This is a genomic window from Methylobacterium fujisawaense (genome assembly GCF_014138435.1).
GTDB classification, from domain to species: Bacteria; Pseudomonadota; Alphaproteobacteria; order Rhizobiales; family Beijerinckiaceae; genus Methylobacterium; species Methylobacterium fujisawaense.
Genome location: NZ_JACJIM010000002.1, coordinates 291872 through 306805 on the forward strand (window position 1 = coordinate 291872; position 14934 = coordinate 306805).

General features: G+C 69.2%; 13 protein-coding genes and 1 tRNA gene. 5 read left to right on the forward strand and 9 right to left on the reverse strand.

The window, feature by feature from the left end:
* Positions 1 to 8: 8 nt before the first annotated feature.
* Positions 9 to 1157: an ABC transporter permease gene (locus GGQ91_RS06320; RefSeq protein WP_182591601.1), complete on the forward strand. Its 1149-nt coding sequence runs from the start codon at positions 9 to 11 to the stop codon at positions 1155 to 1157.
* A 45-nt stretch (positions 1158 to 1202) separates the two neighbouring features.
* Here GGQ91_RS06320 and GGQ91_RS06325 read toward each other — a convergent pair whose 3' ends face one another.
* Positions 1203 to 3419 carry a sensor histidine kinase gene (locus GGQ91_RS06325; RefSeq protein WP_078947284.1) on the reverse strand — a complete coding sequence of 739 codons (2217 nt, stop codon included), beginning with the start codon at positions 3417 to 3419 and terminating at the stop codon, positions 1203 to 1205.
* A gap of 55 nt (positions 3420 to 3474) precedes the next feature.
* Entirely contained in the window at positions 3475 to 3816 is a 342-nt protein-coding gene (locus GGQ91_RS06330; protein WP_083683805.1) for an Rdx family protein, read from the reverse strand.
* Between the two features lie 258 nt (positions 3817 to 4074).
* Here GGQ91_RS06330 and GGQ91_RS06335 point away from each other — a divergent pair.
* Positions 4075 to 4149, forward strand: a tRNA-Val gene (locus GGQ91_RS06335).
* A 158-nt stretch (positions 4150 to 4307) separates the two neighbouring features.
* On the forward strand, positions 4308 to 5840 hold the full coding sequence (locus tag GGQ91_RS06340; protein ID WP_043379941.1) for an acyl-CoA carboxylase subunit beta: 1533 nt from the start codon (positions 4308 to 4310) through the stop codon (positions 5838 to 5840).
* A gap of 38 nt (positions 5841 to 5878) precedes the next feature.
* Here the strand turns inward: GGQ91_RS06340 and GGQ91_RS06345 are convergent, their stop codons facing one another.
* From GGQ91_RS06345 to GGQ91_RS06355, 3 genes are all read right to left on the reverse strand, one after another.
* Entirely contained in the window at positions 5879 to 6340 is a 462-nt protein-coding gene (locus tag GGQ91_RS06345) for an ABC transporter ATPase (protein ID WP_182591602.1), read from the reverse strand.
* 76 nt (positions 6341 to 6416) lie between these two features.
* On the reverse strand, positions 6417 to 6971 hold the full coding sequence (locus tag GGQ91_RS06350; protein WP_182591603.1) for a tellurite resistance TerB family protein: 555 nt from the start codon (positions 6969 to 6971) through the stop codon (positions 6417 to 6419).
* Between the two features lie 201 nt (positions 6972 to 7172).
* A complete protein-coding gene (locus tag GGQ91_RS06355; protein WP_182591604.1) occupies positions 7173 to 8093 on the reverse strand; it encodes a metallophosphoesterase in 921 nt (306 codons plus the stop codon).
* A 186-nt stretch (positions 8094 to 8279) separates the two neighbouring features.
* Between GGQ91_RS06355 and hemC the strand changes: the two genes are divergently transcribed.
* Positions 8280 to 9203, forward strand: coding sequence for a hydroxymethylbilane synthase (gene hemC, locus GGQ91_RS06360; protein WP_182591605.1), 924 nt, complete (start codon positions 8280 to 8282; stop codon positions 9201 to 9203).
* A 207-nt stretch (positions 9204 to 9410) separates the two neighbouring features.
* Here the strand turns inward: hemC and GGQ91_RS28385 are convergent, their stop codons facing one another.
* The 4 genes from GGQ91_RS28385 to GGQ91_RS06375 form a co-directional block, all read right to left on the reverse strand.
* Positions 9411 to 9539, reverse strand: coding sequence for a hypothetical protein (locus tag GGQ91_RS28385; RefSeq protein WP_257787419.1), 129 nt, complete (start codon positions 9537 to 9539; stop codon positions 9411 to 9413).
* Between the two features lie 21 nt (positions 9540 to 9560).
* On the reverse strand, positions 9561 to 10631 hold the full coding sequence (locus tag GGQ91_RS06365) for a phytoene/squalene synthase family protein (protein WP_182591606.1): 1071 nt from the start codon (positions 10629 to 10631) through the stop codon (positions 9561 to 9563).
* A complete protein-coding gene (locus tag GGQ91_RS06370; protein ID WP_075380409.1) occupies positions 10612 to 12135 on the reverse strand; it encodes a phytoene desaturase in 1524 nt (507 codons plus the stop codon). Before GGQ91_RS06370 ends, GGQ91_RS06365 begins: the two co-directional genes overlap by 20 nt.
* A gap of 73 nt (positions 12136 to 12208) precedes the next feature.
* Positions 12209 to 13633 carry a hypothetical protein gene (locus GGQ91_RS06375; RefSeq protein ID WP_182591607.1) on the reverse strand — a complete coding sequence of 475 codons (1425 nt, stop codon included), beginning with the start codon at positions 13631 to 13633 and terminating at the stop codon, positions 12209 to 12211.
* A 277-nt stretch (positions 13634 to 13910) separates the two neighbouring features.
* Between GGQ91_RS06375 and fcl the strand changes: the two genes are divergently transcribed.
* Positions 13911 to 14882 carry a GDP-L-fucose synthase gene (gene fcl, locus GGQ91_RS06380; protein ID WP_043357622.1) on the forward strand — a complete coding sequence of 324 codons (972 nt, stop codon included), beginning with the start codon at positions 13911 to 13913 and terminating at the stop codon, positions 14880 to 14882.
* Positions 14883 to 14934: the final 52 nt, after the last annotated feature.

The window sequence follows — 14934 nt, forward strand, 5'->3', positions numbered from 1 at the left end:
GGCCCGCCATGAACGACGCGCTCGCCGCATCGGGACATTTCGTCGATCCGGCCCCCTTCGAGCCTGAGGCCAGGGCCGAGAGCCCGGTCGCGACGGCGTCCGCCTGGCGGCTGATCCTGCGTAAGTTCCTGCGCCATCGTCTGGCCGTGGCCTCGGCCCTGATCCTGCTCGCCCTCTACGCGATCGTGCCCTTCGTCGAGCAGCTGGCACCCTACGGCCAGGCCCGCCGCAACGGCGACTACCTCTATGCGCCGCCCCAGGGCGTTCACCTGTTCCATGCGGACCGCTTCGTCGGCCCGTTCGTCTATCCCTACCGGGCCCATCTCGACCTCGACACGTTCCGCCGGGACTACAAGGTCGACGCGTCCGCGCCGCAGCCGTTGCGGTTCTTCTGCCGGGGCGACGGCTACGACTGGCTCGGGCTCGTCCACACCGACTGGCACCTCGTCTGCCCGCCGGAGAACGGGACGCTGTTCCTCCTCGGAACCGACAAGCTCGGGCGCGACCTGTTCTCCCGCATGGTCTACGGGGCCCGGATCTCCCTCACCATCGGCCTTGTCGGCGTGGCGATCTCCTTCACCCTCGGGCTCTTCTTCGGCGGTATCGCGGGCTATTTCGGCGGCGTGGTCGATGCCGGGGTGCAGCGGCTGATCGAGGTGGTCCGGTCCCTGCCCGAGCTGCCGCTCTGGCTCGCCCTGTCGGCGGCCCTGCCGCCGAACTGGAGCCCGCTGCTGATCTTCTTCGGGATCACGGTGATTCTCGGGCTGCTCGACTGGCCCGGGCTCGCCCGGGCGGTGCGCGGCAAGCTGCTGGCGCTGCGCGAGGAGGATTTCGTCCAGGCCGCCGAACTGATGGGCGCCTCGCCCGCCCGGGTGATCGGCCGGCACCTGATCCCGAACTTCATGAGCCACCTGATCGCCTCGGCGACCCTGTCGATCCCGACCATGATCCTCGGCGAGACCGCCCTGTCGTTCCTCGGCCTGGGCCTGAGACCGCCGGTGACCAGCTGGGGCGTGCTGCTCAACGAGGCGCAGAATCTTGCGGCGGTGCAGCTCTACCCTTGGCTGCTCCTGCCGGTCCTGCCCGTGCTGGTGACGGTGTTGGCCTTCAATTTCATGGGCGACGGCCTGCGCGACGCGGCCGATCCCTATCACTGACGGAGGCGGCCGTCCCCGCACGTCCGGACGGGCGTCTCTAAACCCCTAACCCGCGAGCGGCAACGGTGCGATACGTGTCGGTGCGGCGACGCCCTTGCGCTCGAGCAGGCCCGGCGGCGGCACCGGGGCGTCGATGGTGCAGACCACGCCGGTCGGCTCGTAGCTGAGGACGACCTCGCCGGCGAGTTCCCGGGCGAGGCTGCGCTCGATCAGACGCGAGCCGAAGCCGGTCCGCGTCGGCTTCTTCACCGGCGGACCGCCGCGCTCGGACCACCGCAGCGACAGCTGCATGTCCTCCGCGCGCCGGACGGTCCACGAGATCTCGACCACGCCGCCCTCCGCGGAGAGCGCGCCGTACTTCACGGCGTTCGTACCGAGTTCGTGCAGGGCCATGGCGATGGACAGCGCGAGCCGTGGCGGCAGACGCAGGGCCGGTCCCACGACCTGGAACCGCGAGTCCCGGCCGGCGCCGGCCTCCAGAGGCCGGATCGCGTCCGCCACGACCGCGGAGAGTTCCGCGCCCTCCCAGCTCTCCCGCGTGAGGACATCGTGGACCCGCGCCAGGGCCAGGAGGCGCGCCTCGAAAGCGGCGCGTGCCGCATCGGCCTCCGCGCCCTCCAGCCCGCGCAGTGACTGGGCGGCGATCGACTGGACCGTCGCCAGGGTGTTCTTCACCCGGTGGTTCAACTCGTGGATCAGGAGCAGCAGGTGCTCCTCGGCATTCTTTGTGTCGGTGATGTCGATGTTGCAGCCGGTGTAGCCCAGGAAATTCTGTCCGTCGTCCAGCCGCGGGACACCCTCGCACTGGAGCCAGCGCACCGCCCCCGTCCGGTCGATCACCCGGGCCTCCGTGCGGAACGGGATCCGGGCCTCGAAGGCCTCCGCGAAGGCGGTCCGGAAGCCGTCCAGATCATCGGGATGGACGATCTGGTGCCAGCCATCGTCGTTGAACTGGTTGGCCGGCAGCCCGAACAAGTGCTCGAAATGAAGATTGGCGAAGCTGACCGCCCCGGTCTCGTCGGTCATCCAGATCAGGGCCGGCGCCGAATCGGCCATGTGCCGGAAGCGCGCCTCGCTCTCGCTCAGGGCGCTCAGGCCGCGCTTGGTCTCCGCCAGCGCCCGGTCGCGCTCCTCTTCCCGGGTCCGCAGCCGGAGCGAGGCCTCGGACAGCACGACGGCGAGTCGCTGGATCTCGTGCACCGGTGAGGACACCCGCGGGATCGCCTCGCCCCGGGCGAGGGCTGGCCCGGAGGCGGCCAGCAACCGGAGGGGGCGCGAGACCCGCGACCAGAGATTCACCGCCAGGAGCGACGACGTGGCGAGGACCAGCAGGCCGAAACCGGCGAACGCCCAGATCCAGCGCCGCACCCGCGCATCGACGACAGTCTGCGGGATGCTGGTGGCGACCATCCAGCCTGTGAGCCGCGAGCGCGCTTCGATCACCACCACCGGCTTGTGCTGGCGGTCCTGGCCGTCCCAGACGCCGGGCGTCGCCGACTGCACCTGTCGAAGGCTGGCAAGGCGCGGCTTGCCGACCACCGCCTCGGGATCCGGCAGGCGGGCGAGAACGATGCCGGCCCGGTCGCTGATGCCGGTGGTCCAGCCCGGGACGACCTCACGGGACAGGATGCCTTGGAGGCGCGACAGGGGCACCGTGAAGCTCAGGATGTAGCCGACCTCGCCGTCGATCATCACCGGCACGCCCACCGCGTAGGTCGCCTCGCCCGGCATCGGACCCGGCACGTAGCCGCTCACCATCGCCCGTTGCGTGCCCCGGGCGAGGTCCTGATCGAAGGGGAACGCGACGATCGGCATCGGCGCCCCACGGGGAACGCCGGTGTTCACCACCTCCTGACCGTTGGGCCGGCGCAGCAGGACGTCCAGATCGATCGATTCGCGCACGAGACGCGCCTGGGCGTCGAACGCCTCGAAATCGCCCTGCCGGATCCGCGGCGAGGTGGCCAGTGTCTGGAGCACCGAGACCAGACCGGCGGTGTCGCGGTCGAGGGACAGGCCGATGCCGCGCACGTTCTCGCGGGCGTCCTGCTCGAAGCGCGCCCGCTCGGCGGAGGCGTAGCGCATCAGCAGGATGCTGGTGAACAGCAGGCCCGGGCCGATCAGCGCGATCACCAGCGCGATCAGGTAGACCTGCGTCGAGAAGCCGTTCCGCCCGAAGCGATGCAGCCGCCGCGACAGCCACGACCGGCGCGCGGGGATGACCGCCGGGACGCCCGCCCCCTCGGCTTGGTGATCCGGACTCAAGCGGGGTCCGTCCCCGGCCCGCAGTGCCCCGCAGGCGCCTTGCCGTTCCCTCGCCTCATGATCGGTCGATATGGCCGAGATCGCGCGCCGGGTCGAGGTGGTCGCGCACGCGTTGCTTCAGGGTCTTCACGTCCGGGAAGCCGCCGTCCCGCACCCGTTCCCAGAGGAGCGCATCGCCCAGCGTGATGCGGAACAGGCCCCCCGAGGCTGGGACGAGGGCGACCTCGCCGAGATCGTCGCGAAAGGTTGAGAGGAGCTCCTGCGCCATCCAGGCTGCCCGCAGCAGCCAGTTGCACTGGGTGCAGTAGGTGATCGCCACGCGCGGCCGATCCGGCCCCGTCGCGCAGGCCGCCGTCACGTCGCTGCCCTGTCTCGCGCCCGCTGGCCCATCGTGCATGGCCCCACAGCGCACCGGGCCGCGGGCCTTGTCAACCTCGCCGGCGCCCGTGGTGGCGCGCCTGCCGCCGGCGACGGCCGAACCCGCACTCGGCAATCCGGGACGCGGAGGCGCTTCGCCGGCCCGTCTCCGTGCGGCAAAGATCGTCGGCCGCGCTTGACGTCCCGGGCCGCCGCGCTCTAGAACGCCGGCCACCGGGTCGCGGCGCCCTCGGGGGCGAGCGGCTCGGTCGCGTGCGTTGAAACGGCACGCCGGTACGGACGGTTAGCACAGCGGTAGTGCGTTCCCTTCACACGGGAAAGGTCGCAGGTTCGATCCCTGCACCGTCCACCATCCCGCTCCCATCCCCAGACGGTCTGATCCCGCGGACCACCGTGTCGGTTTGCCACCCGAAATGCGCGTGCTAAGGGCGCTCGATCGGTGAACGCATAAGCTTGGACCCGGCCCGATCCGGGTCGCAGGTCACGGGCAGGGGAAGGGCGGGAACAGCCATGAAGGATATCCTCGACAAGCTCGAAGAGCGGCGGGCGCAGGCCCGGCTCGGCGGCGGTGAGAAGCGCGTCGAGGCGCAGCACAAGCGCGGCAAGCTCACGGCGCGCGAGCGGATCGAACTCCTCCTCGACCACGGGTCGTTCGAGGAATTCGACATGTTCGTGCAGCACCGCTCCACCGATTTCGGCATGGAGAAGCAGAAGATCCCGGGCGACGGCGTCGTCACCGGATGGGGCACGATCAACGGCCGCACGGTCTTCCTGTTCTCCAAGGACTTCACGGTGTTCGGCGGCTCCCTGTCGGAGGCGCACGCCCAGAAGATCGTGAAGGTCCAGGACATGGCGCTGAAGATGCGCGCCCCGATCATCGGCATCTTCGACGCCGGCGGCGCCCGCATCCAGGAGGGCGTCGCGGCGCTCGGCGGCTACGGGGAGGTGTTCCGCCGCAACGTCATGGCTTCGGGCGTGATCCCGCAGATCTCGGTGATCATGGGCCCCTGTGCGGGCGGCGACGTCTATTCGCCGGCCATGACCGACTTCATCTTCATGGTCCGCGACACGAGCTACATGTTCGTGACCGGCCCCGACGTGGTGAAGACCGTCACCAATGAGGTCGTCACGGCCGAGGAGCTCGGCGGCGCCAAGGTCCACACCACCAAGTCGTCCATCGCCGACGGCTCGTTCGAGAACGACGTCGAGGCGATCCTGCAGATCCGCCGCCTCCTCGACTTCCTGCCGGCCAACAACACCGACGGCGTGCCGGAGATCACGAGCTTCGACGACGTCAGCCGCATCGATGCATCCCTCGATACGCTGATCCCCGACAATCCGAACAAGCCCTACGATATGGGCGAGTTGATCCGCCGCGTCGTGGATGAGGGCGACTTCTTCGAGATCCAGTCCGCCTACGCCCGCAACATCATCACCGGCTTCGGCCGGATCGAGGGGCGCACCGTCGGCTTCGTGGCGAACCAGCCGCTCGTGCTTGCGGGCGTCCTCGATTCGGACGCCTCGCGGAAGGCCGCGCGGTTCGTGCGCTACTGCGACGCCTTCGATATCCCGATCGTGACCTTCGTGGACGTGCCGGGCTTCCTGCCCGGCACGGCCCAGGAATACGGCGGCCTGATCAAGCACGGCGCAAAGCTGCTCTTCGCCTATTCGCAGGCGACCGTGCCGCTGGTGACGATCATCACCCGGAAGGCCTTCGGCGGCGCCTACGACGTCATGGCCTCCAAGCACGTCGGTGCGGACGTCAACTACGCTTGGCCGACCGCCCAGATCGCCGTGATGGGCGCCAAGGGCGCGGTGGAGATCATCTTCCGCAGCGAGATCGGCGACCCGGAGAAGATCGCGGCCCGCACCGGCGAGTACGAGGACCGCTTCCTGTCACCGTTCGTGGCGGCCGAGCGCGGCTACATCGACGAGGTGATCATGCCGCACTCGACCCGCCGCCGGATCGCCAAGGCCCTCGGCATGCTCCGCACCAAGAAGATGGAACAGCCCTGGAAGAAGCACGACAACATCCCGCTCTGACACGGGCGCGGTGGCCGGCGGCACGCTCCGCCGGCCTCTCAACTGCGGTCGCTGTTCTCGATCACCGCGCACAGGGTCAGCGGACCCTTGTCGGGCGACACCATGGCCGAACAGGTCACCCGAGCGCCGCCGAGATCGACATTGCTGTGGCGCAGCTTGGTCGCGGTGGCCTGGGCCCGGTGCGCGGCCTCCGTGATGACGGAGGCATCGATGCCCGTCACCGCGTGGCCGGCCTTGCCGAACACGTCGAAATAGCGATCCGGCGGAGTGGCGCCCCGATATTGGGCGCCGACCGACGAGTGGTCCGTTCCGCCGCAGGCGAGGGTCAGGGTCATGTCCTCACCGGCCGTGAAGCTGGCATAGTCGCTCCGGCGATCCGTTGTCTTGGCCGCAGTCTCGCCGGTCACCTTGTCGATCAAGGTGTCGCAGGATTGCGCCCGGGCCGTTCCTGAGCCGGCCGCGAGAAGTGTGAAGACGATCAGGGGGAAGAGTGCGCGCATTCCCGCGAGGTAGCGCGACGGCGCGCAAAGGCGAGCCAACCGGCGCTTCGGCGCCTCCGACCCGCCATGGTCCGGATCAGGCGGATTCGCCCCGCCGCGTGTCGAGAGCGGCCCCCGCGCCGGCGAGAAGCCGTCGCTTCAGGCGGGCGATGCCCTCGCGCTGCAACTCACTCGGCGGAGAATGCGCGCCAGCCACCTGGGTCAGCATCGCGATCAACTGCTCCCGCTCGGCCGGTGTCAGCGCGTCGCGCAGCAGCGGAGCCAGCGCGTCGGCGACGTGCGAGAAGGGAAGCCGCGCCTGCGTGTAGCCCCAGGCCCGCTCGAAGGTCGCCGAGATCCGCTCCACCTCCAGGGGCGTCTCCATGTATTCGAGGATCCGCGTCTTCTCGCTGGCGGTGAGGGGGCTGCCCGTACGGACCAGCTGAATCATCAGGATGATCGCGGCCAAGCGGGGATCGCGCACACGCTGCAGCGGCGTTCCGACGAGGTTCTCGAAGGTGGACACGGCGCGGCGCTGGAGCCCCTTCGTGTCCCGGTTGACCTCCTGCAGACCCTTGACGGTCCCGTGCGTCCGCAAGATCCAGAACAGTCCCGCAACGATGATACCGATGAGGCCGAGCAGGATCGGCATGAACGTCCCCAGATCGAATCGATGCGGGACGGTCCCATGCACATCTCGATGTGTCAAATTGCCGCCGAAAGCCTCCGGGCACCGGAATTCATCATCTGATCTAAAGAATTCCGATCGCATGACTTGCGCGCGGCTAGATTGTGCTTCGACGATCCATCGATCGTCTGACAGTCGAGCGGCGGTCCCGCGAATGCCCCGCGTTCAGCTGGCGGCCGTCACCGCGTCCGTCTTGCCGAGTTCGAGGAGGACGATCTCGGGAGGGACGCCCATCCGCACCGGGATGCGGCTCATCCCGAACCCGCCCGAGACGATCATGTGGCGGCCGTCCTGGATGACATGGCCGTAGGAATAGTCGTGTCCCTGCACTTTGCGGATCGCGGGGGCGTGGCCGAACAGGCGAATCTGGCCGCCATGGGTGTGCCCGGCGAGGGTCAGGGAGACGCGGTCGGGCACGGCGACGAAGATGTCGGGCTCGTGCGCCATCAGGATCACGGGTGCCGAATCGGTGATCGGATCGAGCGTTCGCGGCAGGTCGGCCAAGCTGAACGTGTTCCACGCGTCGAAGAAGGGCTGTTGGTCGCCGAGACCGGCGAGCCAGAACGGCCGGCCGTCCTTCACCAGGCGCACCGCACGATTCTCGAGAACCGGGATACCCTGTGCCTCCAGCAGGCGCCTGACCGCGGGCACGCCGCGGCCGTTCCTCTGGACCGTATGGTCGTCCCACCAATCGTGATTGCCGAGGATCGCGTGCGTGCCGAGGGGCGCCTTGAGTTCGGTCATCATCCGGGCGAACTGATCGAGCGGCAGCTTGCGCCACGCGATCCGCCCGGCCGGATAATCGCCGAGCAGAAGCACCAGATCCGATTCGAGCGCGTTGGTCGCTTCGACGATCTGCGCCACCCGGTCGAACGGCATGAACGGCTCGCAGATGTGGAAATCCGCCAGGACCGCCACCCGTAGTTGCAGCGACGGATCCCACCGCGGCAGGGTCGGCGCATAGGATGTCACCACCAGCCGATGCAGCGGCTCGATGTCGAGGGCATAGACGCCGGTGGCGGCGGTGATGCCCGCGCCTGCAGCGAGCCCCGTCAGGACTTGCCGTCGGCTCGGCATGATCAGCATCGCGACAACACCCGTTGGCTCCGAACTACGCCGGTGTCCCGCTAGGAGCGCAGTCCGGCGAAAGCGGGGCAAGACTGGATTTCACGATCGCGCTTTGCCGCTTCGAAACCGCGAGACGGACCATGGCCTGCCGCCCCGCTCGGTTTATAAGGCAGTGTCTCGTCCAGCGAAGTGATCCGGAACCAGATGTTGAACCGCCCCCTGCGCATCGGCACCCGCGGCTCTCCGATGGCGCTCGCGCAGACCGGCATGGTGCGGGACCAAATCGTCGCCGCCAATCCGGGCCTGGAGACCGAGTTGGTGGTCGTGACCACCGTGGCAGACAAGATCCTGGACCGGCCGCTCTCCGAGATCGGCGGCAAAGGGTTGTTCACCAAGGAACTCGAGCAGGCGCTGTTCTCCGGCGAGGTCGACGTCGCCGTGCACTCGATGAAGGACGTGGAGACCTGGCTTCCCGACGGGCTCACCATCGCCTGCATCCTCGAACGTGACGATCCGCGGGACGCATTCCTGTCGCCGCACGCGGACGGTCTGGCCGGGCTGCCGGCGGGCGCGCGGATCGGGACCTCGTCGCTGCGCCGCGGCGCGCAGGTTCTGATGCGGCGGCCCGATCTCCGGGTCGTGCCGCTGCGGGGCAACGCCAACACCCGGATGCGCAAGCTTGAGGCCGGGGAATGCGACGCGACGCTGCTCGCCCTGGCGGGCCTCCAGCGCCTCGGGCTGGAAGACATGGCCCGCAGCGTCCTGTCGGTCGAGGAGATGCTGCCGGCCGTGGCACAGGGGGCACTGGGCATCGAGTGCCGTACGGACGACGCGGTCATCCGCGACCTCCTGGCGCCCATCGCCTGCGCCCGGACCACCATCGCGGTGTCGGCCGAGCGGTCGCTGCTCGCGGAACTCGATGGATCCTGCCGGACGCCGATCGCCGCCCTGGCGCAGATCGACGGGGATGTCCTGCGGATCGACGGCTTGCTGTTCCTGCCCGACGGCAGCCGCCACTGGTCCGCGTCCCGACAGGGGCCCGTGGCGGATGCGGAGCGGATCGGCCAGGAGGCGGGAGCCGCCCTCAAGGCGGCTGCCGGCGACACCTATACCCGTCACCTGCAGTAGAAGACGGGCCGCAGGACCCACCCTCCCGATCGCCCTCACGCAGGCCGGTGCGGATGGCGACCGGCCGCCGCCCTGTGGCGGGGAGCGTGACGTGCTGGAGGGCGAATTTGGGGCCTGACGTCGCCCGTCGCTGACAGAGCCCGGATCCGCCGACGGGCGCTTTCAGCGCCTGGCCAGTCGGCCGGGACCTGTGCGGTGCGGATCGCCTCAGTCCGGCTTGCGATCGCGATCACGCCGGATGCTGCGGCGGACCACGATGAGCTGCCAAATCCCCACCCCGAAAGCCAGGGCGAAGACGAGGCCGATATCGAAAGCCGCGAACAGCCCGTCGCTCACCGATGTCCTCCAGGCCGCAGGTCAGGACGGCGCCGAGCGGCCGAACGTCTCGCGCTCACGCATCCGCTCGATCAGATCGAGGACGTGCACGACCCGGCCGCCGACATCCCACCACGGCCGCAGCGCCGGGCGCCGACGCGTCGGCACGAGCGGTTCGCGCGCGACAGCCTCGATCAGGAAGGCGGCTTCCGGCAGTGAAGGCCCGCCGAGGCCGGCCGCGACCGCGGGCGTGCGGGCTGCGCGGGCGATCAGAACCAGCTTCCGTGCCGTTCCGACCCGGGCGCGGTGCTGGACCGAATCGTAGTCGTGCGCCGCCACCACGCGGCCGATCTCGGAATAGATCAATCCGGCCGCCCGGATCGACGACCGGCAGCCGCGCGGCAGCGCTGCGATTCCGGCCTCCGCGCGGGTATAGAGGACGTCCGCTTCGGCGAGGAGGCGGGCCACCACCTTGGCCAGCGCCGGGCTCGGCCGCGGATCTGCGAGGAATGCCTCCGGATCGAGCCCGGCCGCATCCATCCAGTCCAGCGGCAAATAGAGACGGCCCATCCGGGCATCCTCGCCGACGTCGCGGGCGATGTTGGTGAATTGCATCGCGGCGCCGAGGTCGCAGGCGCGGGCCAGGGCGTCCGGTTCGCGGGTGCCCATGATCAGCGCCATCATGGCACCGACGGAGCCGGCGACACGGGCGGCGTAGGCATGGAGCGCCCCCAGATCGGCGTAGCGCCGGCCTTCGGCGTCCCAGGCAAAGCCTTCGATCAGGGCACGCGGCAGGGCCTCCGGGATCGCGTACGTGGCGACGATCTCCGAGAAGGCCCGGTCGGCGGGAGCGTCGGCGGGTCGCCCGGCATAGGCACGGCCGATGCGTGCCTCGAGGCGGGCCACGGCGTCGCGTCGTCCGGCCGGATCGGCCGCGTCGTCGACGAGGTCGTCCGAGAGTCGGCAGAAGGCGTAGAGGCCGTAGGCCGCCTCGCGGACTTCGGCCGGCAGCAATTGGCCGGCGGCGAAGAAGCTCTTCGAACCGGCCCGGATCGCGACCCGGCAGGCGGTGCGGTCGGCCGCGGCGGCGAATTCAGGCGGTAACGCGGGCATCGGGGACCACGCTGTCGAGAATACGGGCAGAGGAGAGCACGCCCGGCAGGCCCGCACCCGGGTGTGTGCCGGCGCCGACCAGGTAAAGGTTGCGGACGGTGTTCGACCGATTGTGCGGCCGGAACCACGCCGATTGGGTCAGCACCGGCTCCAGACCGAAGCCCGAGCCCCGGTAGCTCAGGAAATCGTCCTGAAAATCCAGAGGGGTCGTCACCTTGGACGTAACGATGGACTCCGACAGGCCGGGCATCACACTCGCCTCCAGCATGGCGGCGATCCGGCGCCGATACGGTTCGGCAAGGGCCTGCCAATCCTGGCCACCCGCGAGATTCGGCACCGGGGCCAGGACGTAGAAGGCGTCGCATCCCGGGGGGGCGAGGCTCGGGTCGGTGGCGGTCGGCCGGTGCAGGTAGAGGCTCGCGTCCTCGGCCAAGACCTTCCGGTCAAAGATGTCGGCCAGCAGGCCGCGGTACCGCGGTCCGAGCAGGATCGTATGATGATCTACCCCCGGATACTGCCGATTGGTGCCGAAATACCAGACGAAGAGCCCCATGGACGAGCGGGCCCGCCGAAACCGGGTGCGGCTCCAGCGCTGCGCTTCCGGCAGCAGACTCGCATGCGTCACGGCCGAGTCGGCGTTGGAGACCACGAGGTCGGCGCCGATCACCTCGCCGCTGGTCAGTACGACACCCGTGGCAGCGCCCTCCTCCACCTGGATGCGCGCGACGTCGACGCCGAGGCGGAGGCGGCCGCCCTGTGTCCGGATCAGACGCACCAAGCCATCGACCAGCTGCCCGGTCCCGCCCATGGCGAAGTGGACGCCCCAACGCCGCTCGAGATCGGCGATCAGGCAATAGATGGCGCTGGCTCGGAACGGGTTGCCGCCGATCAGCAGCGGGTGAAAGCTGAACACCGTGCGCAGCCGCTCGTCGCGGATGAACCGCGCCACCACCTCGTAAACGGAACGGTGTCCGGACAGGCGCAACAGGTCGGGTGCGATCTTGAGCATCGATCCGACACTGCCGAAAGGCACATGACCGAGCTGCTCGAAGCCGATCCGGCAAACGGCCCGGCTGTGAGCCATGAAGCGCTCGTAGCCCGCGACGTCGTCCGGTGCGAAGCGCGCGACCTCGGCGCGCATGCGATCCACGTCGCCGCTGTACGCGAAGGATGTCCCGTCGGCGAAGCGGATCCGGTAGAACGGATCCATCGGCACCAGCGTCACATCGTCCGCGAGCTGGCGACCGGCGAGCTGCCAGAGTTCCTCGAAAAGCTGCGGGGCCGTGACGATCGTCGGACCGGCATCGAAGGTGAAGCCGTCCTGCCGGTGGACCCGGGCACGGCCCCCGGCCTGGGCCAGGCGTTCGAGGACGGTGACGCGGTAGCCCCGCGCACCCAAACGGATCGCGGCGGCGAGACCCCCGAAGCCTGAGCCGACGACGACGGCGTGCGGACGCCCATCGATCGAATGCGCAACCCTGTGGTCGACTGCGAGTGTCAGCATTGGTTGACACTACTGCGGCCTTTCACCGACGCGCAAGGTCGAAGTGCCGTCCGCCGTGCCGGGTCCCAGTCGTTCAGAACTCGCCGGCCAGTCCGGCGCGGACGCCGACGGCGTTGTCGCCGCCATAGGCCATGCCGGCCGTGACCGCGATCGGGACGCAGCAGGTCGGCAAGCGGTGCGCCACCGCAAGGCCGCCCGCCCACTCGCCCCGATAGGTCGCGCCATTCGTTGCCCAGGTGGTCTTGCCCGGCGCGGACGGCATCGGCGCGGTCGCCATCGCGATGGCCATCGCCACGCCCTGCCGGGCCTCCTTGCGGGTCTGGATGGCGTAGCGCTGCACGGAATCGGTCTTGGCCTCCAAAGCGTTGACCTGTCCCTGGACCGAATCGATTCGGTTCCCGAGACCTGCGATCGTCGACGGCCCGTAGGCCGAGGCCGCAAGGTTGCCGCTGGCATCGGTGGTCACGAAGGCCGTCGCTCCGCTCTGAGCGGCAGCGCTTGCCTGAGATGCGACGCCGGCCAGCCGGTAGGTGTTGGCGGAATTGCCGATCGCCACTTGGTTGGCCTGCGTGGTCTTCACGTTGGCGCCGATGGCGATCGTGTTGGCTTGGTTGGCGGCAGCCCCGTTGCCGAGCGCGACGCTGTTGTTTCCGGCGGCCGAAGCGGCCGCGCCGATGGCGGTGGAACCTGTCCCGGTCGCGCCGGCGACGAACCCGAGCGCGGTGCTCCCGGCCCCCGACGCCGCAGATGCCGTACCGATGGCCGTTCCGCCGAGGCCCTGAGCGCTCGCCGCAAAGCCGAGGGCGACGCTGCCGGTATTCGCCGCGCTCGCGCCGGTGCCCACGGCGGTCGATGCCGAACCGGCCGCACTTGAACCGGCGCCCACCGCGAGGGCGTCGGCGCCGACAGCGATCGGGGCGGCCAAGCCGCTGGTGTTGTTGGCGGCGACGCCGGTGATGCTGGACAGCTGTGAGAGCCTCAGGTCGGTGATTACGGTCTGGCCCTGGGACTGCGTGGTGCTCCCTGTGACGATGTAGAGACCCTGATTGGAGCTGGCGGCTGCTCCGCTTCCCGCTGTTCCGCCGGTCCCGCCGCCGGTCACACTTCCGCCGGTTCCGCCGGTGGTTCCAGTTCCGCCAGTTCCGGTTCCGCTCGCCGTCCCGAGGTTGAGACCGGTGCCGAGCAGTCCGTCGCCTGGGCCAGTCGTGCCGACGACCAGACCGGTTCCGAGGACGCCTCCGCTCGTGGTCCCGACGTTGAGGCCGGTCCCGAGGATGCCGGTCCCGGGAGCGGTGGTGCCGAGCGTCACGCCGGTGCCCAGAATGCTACCCGTGGTTGTGTCCAGGGTGCCGCGAAGAAGCTGCGCCTGGACCGGTGTCGTCTGCGCCGTGCAGATCAGGAGGCCGGCGGTGAGCGGGATTGTCGGGGTGATCCACCAGCGGGGGACGGCGAGCCAGGCAGCCCGGGCGCGAGCCGGCACGAGGGTCGAGGGACGCATCTGGAACTCCATTGCTGCGCAGCGGGACGGGGTTCCGAACCGGCCATGCAACTCAGCGATCAGCGAGCGGGAACAGAATGCATCTTCTAGTGGAATGATTAACGCTAACTTTCGGTTGTATTGATATCGGAAGTGCCCGCACAGATAGGTGTTCTCCCGGCGGCCGAGGGGGCACCGGCAGCCGCCTCAGAAAACGCGTGTTTGCGCGGCGATATCCCGACGGAAAGGGGCTATAGGGGCTTGGAAATCCGAGCTTTCGGCAGGGAACGGACGCGTGATGGACGGTCGAGGTCAGACCATTTTCGTGGCGGGCCATCGGGGCATGGTGGGCTCGGCGATCGTGCGTCGGCTGCGTGAGCTGGGCCACGAGCGCATTCTCACGGCCGACCGCCAGAGTCTCGACCTTCTCGATCAGGCGGCGGTCCGTCGCTTCTTCGCCGACAACCGCATCGATCAGGTCTACCTTGCGGCCGCCAAGGTCGGCGGCATCCACGCCAACAACACGTACCCGGCCGAGTTCATCCACGAGAACCTGCTGATCCAGTCGAACCTGATCGACGCCGCGCACACGCACGATGTCGACCGGCTGCTGTTCCTCGGCTCGTCGTGCATCTACCCGAAGCTGGCCCCGCAGCCGATGCGCGAGGACGCGCTCCTGACCGGGCTCCTGGAGCCGACCAACGAGCCCTACGCGATCGCCAAGATCGCCGGGATCAAGATGTGCGAGAGCTACAACCGCCAATACGGGCGGCGCTACCGTAGCGTCATGCCGACGAACCTGTACGGGCCGAACGACAACTTCCATCCCGAGAACGCCCATGTCCTGCCGGCGCTGATGCGCCGCCTGCACGAGGCGAAGGTCGAAGGCCGCCCGTCGGTCACGGTCTGGGGCACCGGCCGGGCGATGCGCGAGTTCCTGCACGTGGACGACATGGCCCGCGCCAGCGTCTTCGTGATGGAGATGGACGACGGGGTCTACGCGGCCAACACGCGGCCGGACCTGTCGCACATCAATGTCGGCACCGGCGAGGATTGCACCATCCGGGAGTTGGCCGAGGCGCTGGCCCAGGTAATCGGCTACGCAGGCCGGCTCGACTTCGACGCCACCAAGCCCGACGGGACGCCGCGCAAGCTGATGGACGTGTCGCGCCTCAGGGCCATGGGCTGGCGGCCGGAGATCGGCCTGGAGGACGGGCTGCGCCAGACCTATGGATGGTTCCTCGAGAACCACGCCTCGATTCGGAGCTGAACGGCCGCGCCGGCGCGGCCGCCTCATCCTTTCACTCCATCGCCACCGACCA

What these genes read in the sequence shown, in the direction of transcription:
- GGQ91_RS06350 (WP_182591603.1), bottom strand. Translation starts at nt 6,971, where the DNA reads ATGCCGATCCTGCTCGGCCTCATCGGTATCATCGTTGCGGGACTGTTC.
- fcl (WP_043357622.1), top strand. Translation starts at nt 13,911, where the DNA reads ATGGACGGTCGAGGTCAGACCATTTTCGTGGCGGGCCATCGGGGCATG.
- GGQ91_RS06330 (WP_083683805.1), bottom strand. Translation starts at nt 3,816, where the DNA reads ATGCACGATGGGCCAGCGGGCGCGAGACAGGGCAGCGACGTGACGGCG.
- hemC (WP_182591605.1), top strand. Translation starts at nt 8,280, where the DNA reads ATGTTGAACCGCCCCCTGCGCATCGGCACCCGCGGCTCTCCGATGGCG.
- GGQ91_RS06370 (WP_075380409.1), bottom strand. Translation starts at nt 12,135, where the DNA reads ATGCTGACACTCGCAGTCGACCACAGGGTTGCGCATTCGATCGATGGG.
- GGQ91_RS06365 (WP_182591606.1), bottom strand. Translation starts at nt 10,631, where the DNA reads ATGCCCGCGTTACCGCCTGAATTCGCCGCCGCGGCCGACCGCACCGCC.
- GGQ91_RS06375 (WP_182591607.1), bottom strand. Translation starts at nt 13,633, where the DNA reads ATGCGTCCCTCGACCCTCGTGCCGGCTCGCGCCCGGGCTGCCTGGCTC.
- GGQ91_RS06355 (WP_182591604.1), bottom strand. Translation starts at nt 8,093, where the DNA reads ATGCTGATCATGCCGAGCCGACGGCAAGTCCTGACGGGGCTCGCTGCA.
- GGQ91_RS06340 (WP_043379941.1), top strand. Translation starts at nt 4,308, where the DNA reads ATGAAGGATATCCTCGACAAGCTCGAAGAGCGGCGGGCGCAGGCCCGG.
- GGQ91_RS06345 (WP_182591602.1), bottom strand. Translation starts at nt 6,340, where the DNA reads ATGCGCGCACTCTTCCCCCTGATCGTCTTCACACTTCTCGCGGCCGGC.
- GGQ91_RS06320 (WP_182591601.1), top strand. Translation starts at nt 9, where the DNA reads ATGAACGACGCGCTCGCCGCATCGGGACATTTCGTCGATCCGGCCCCC.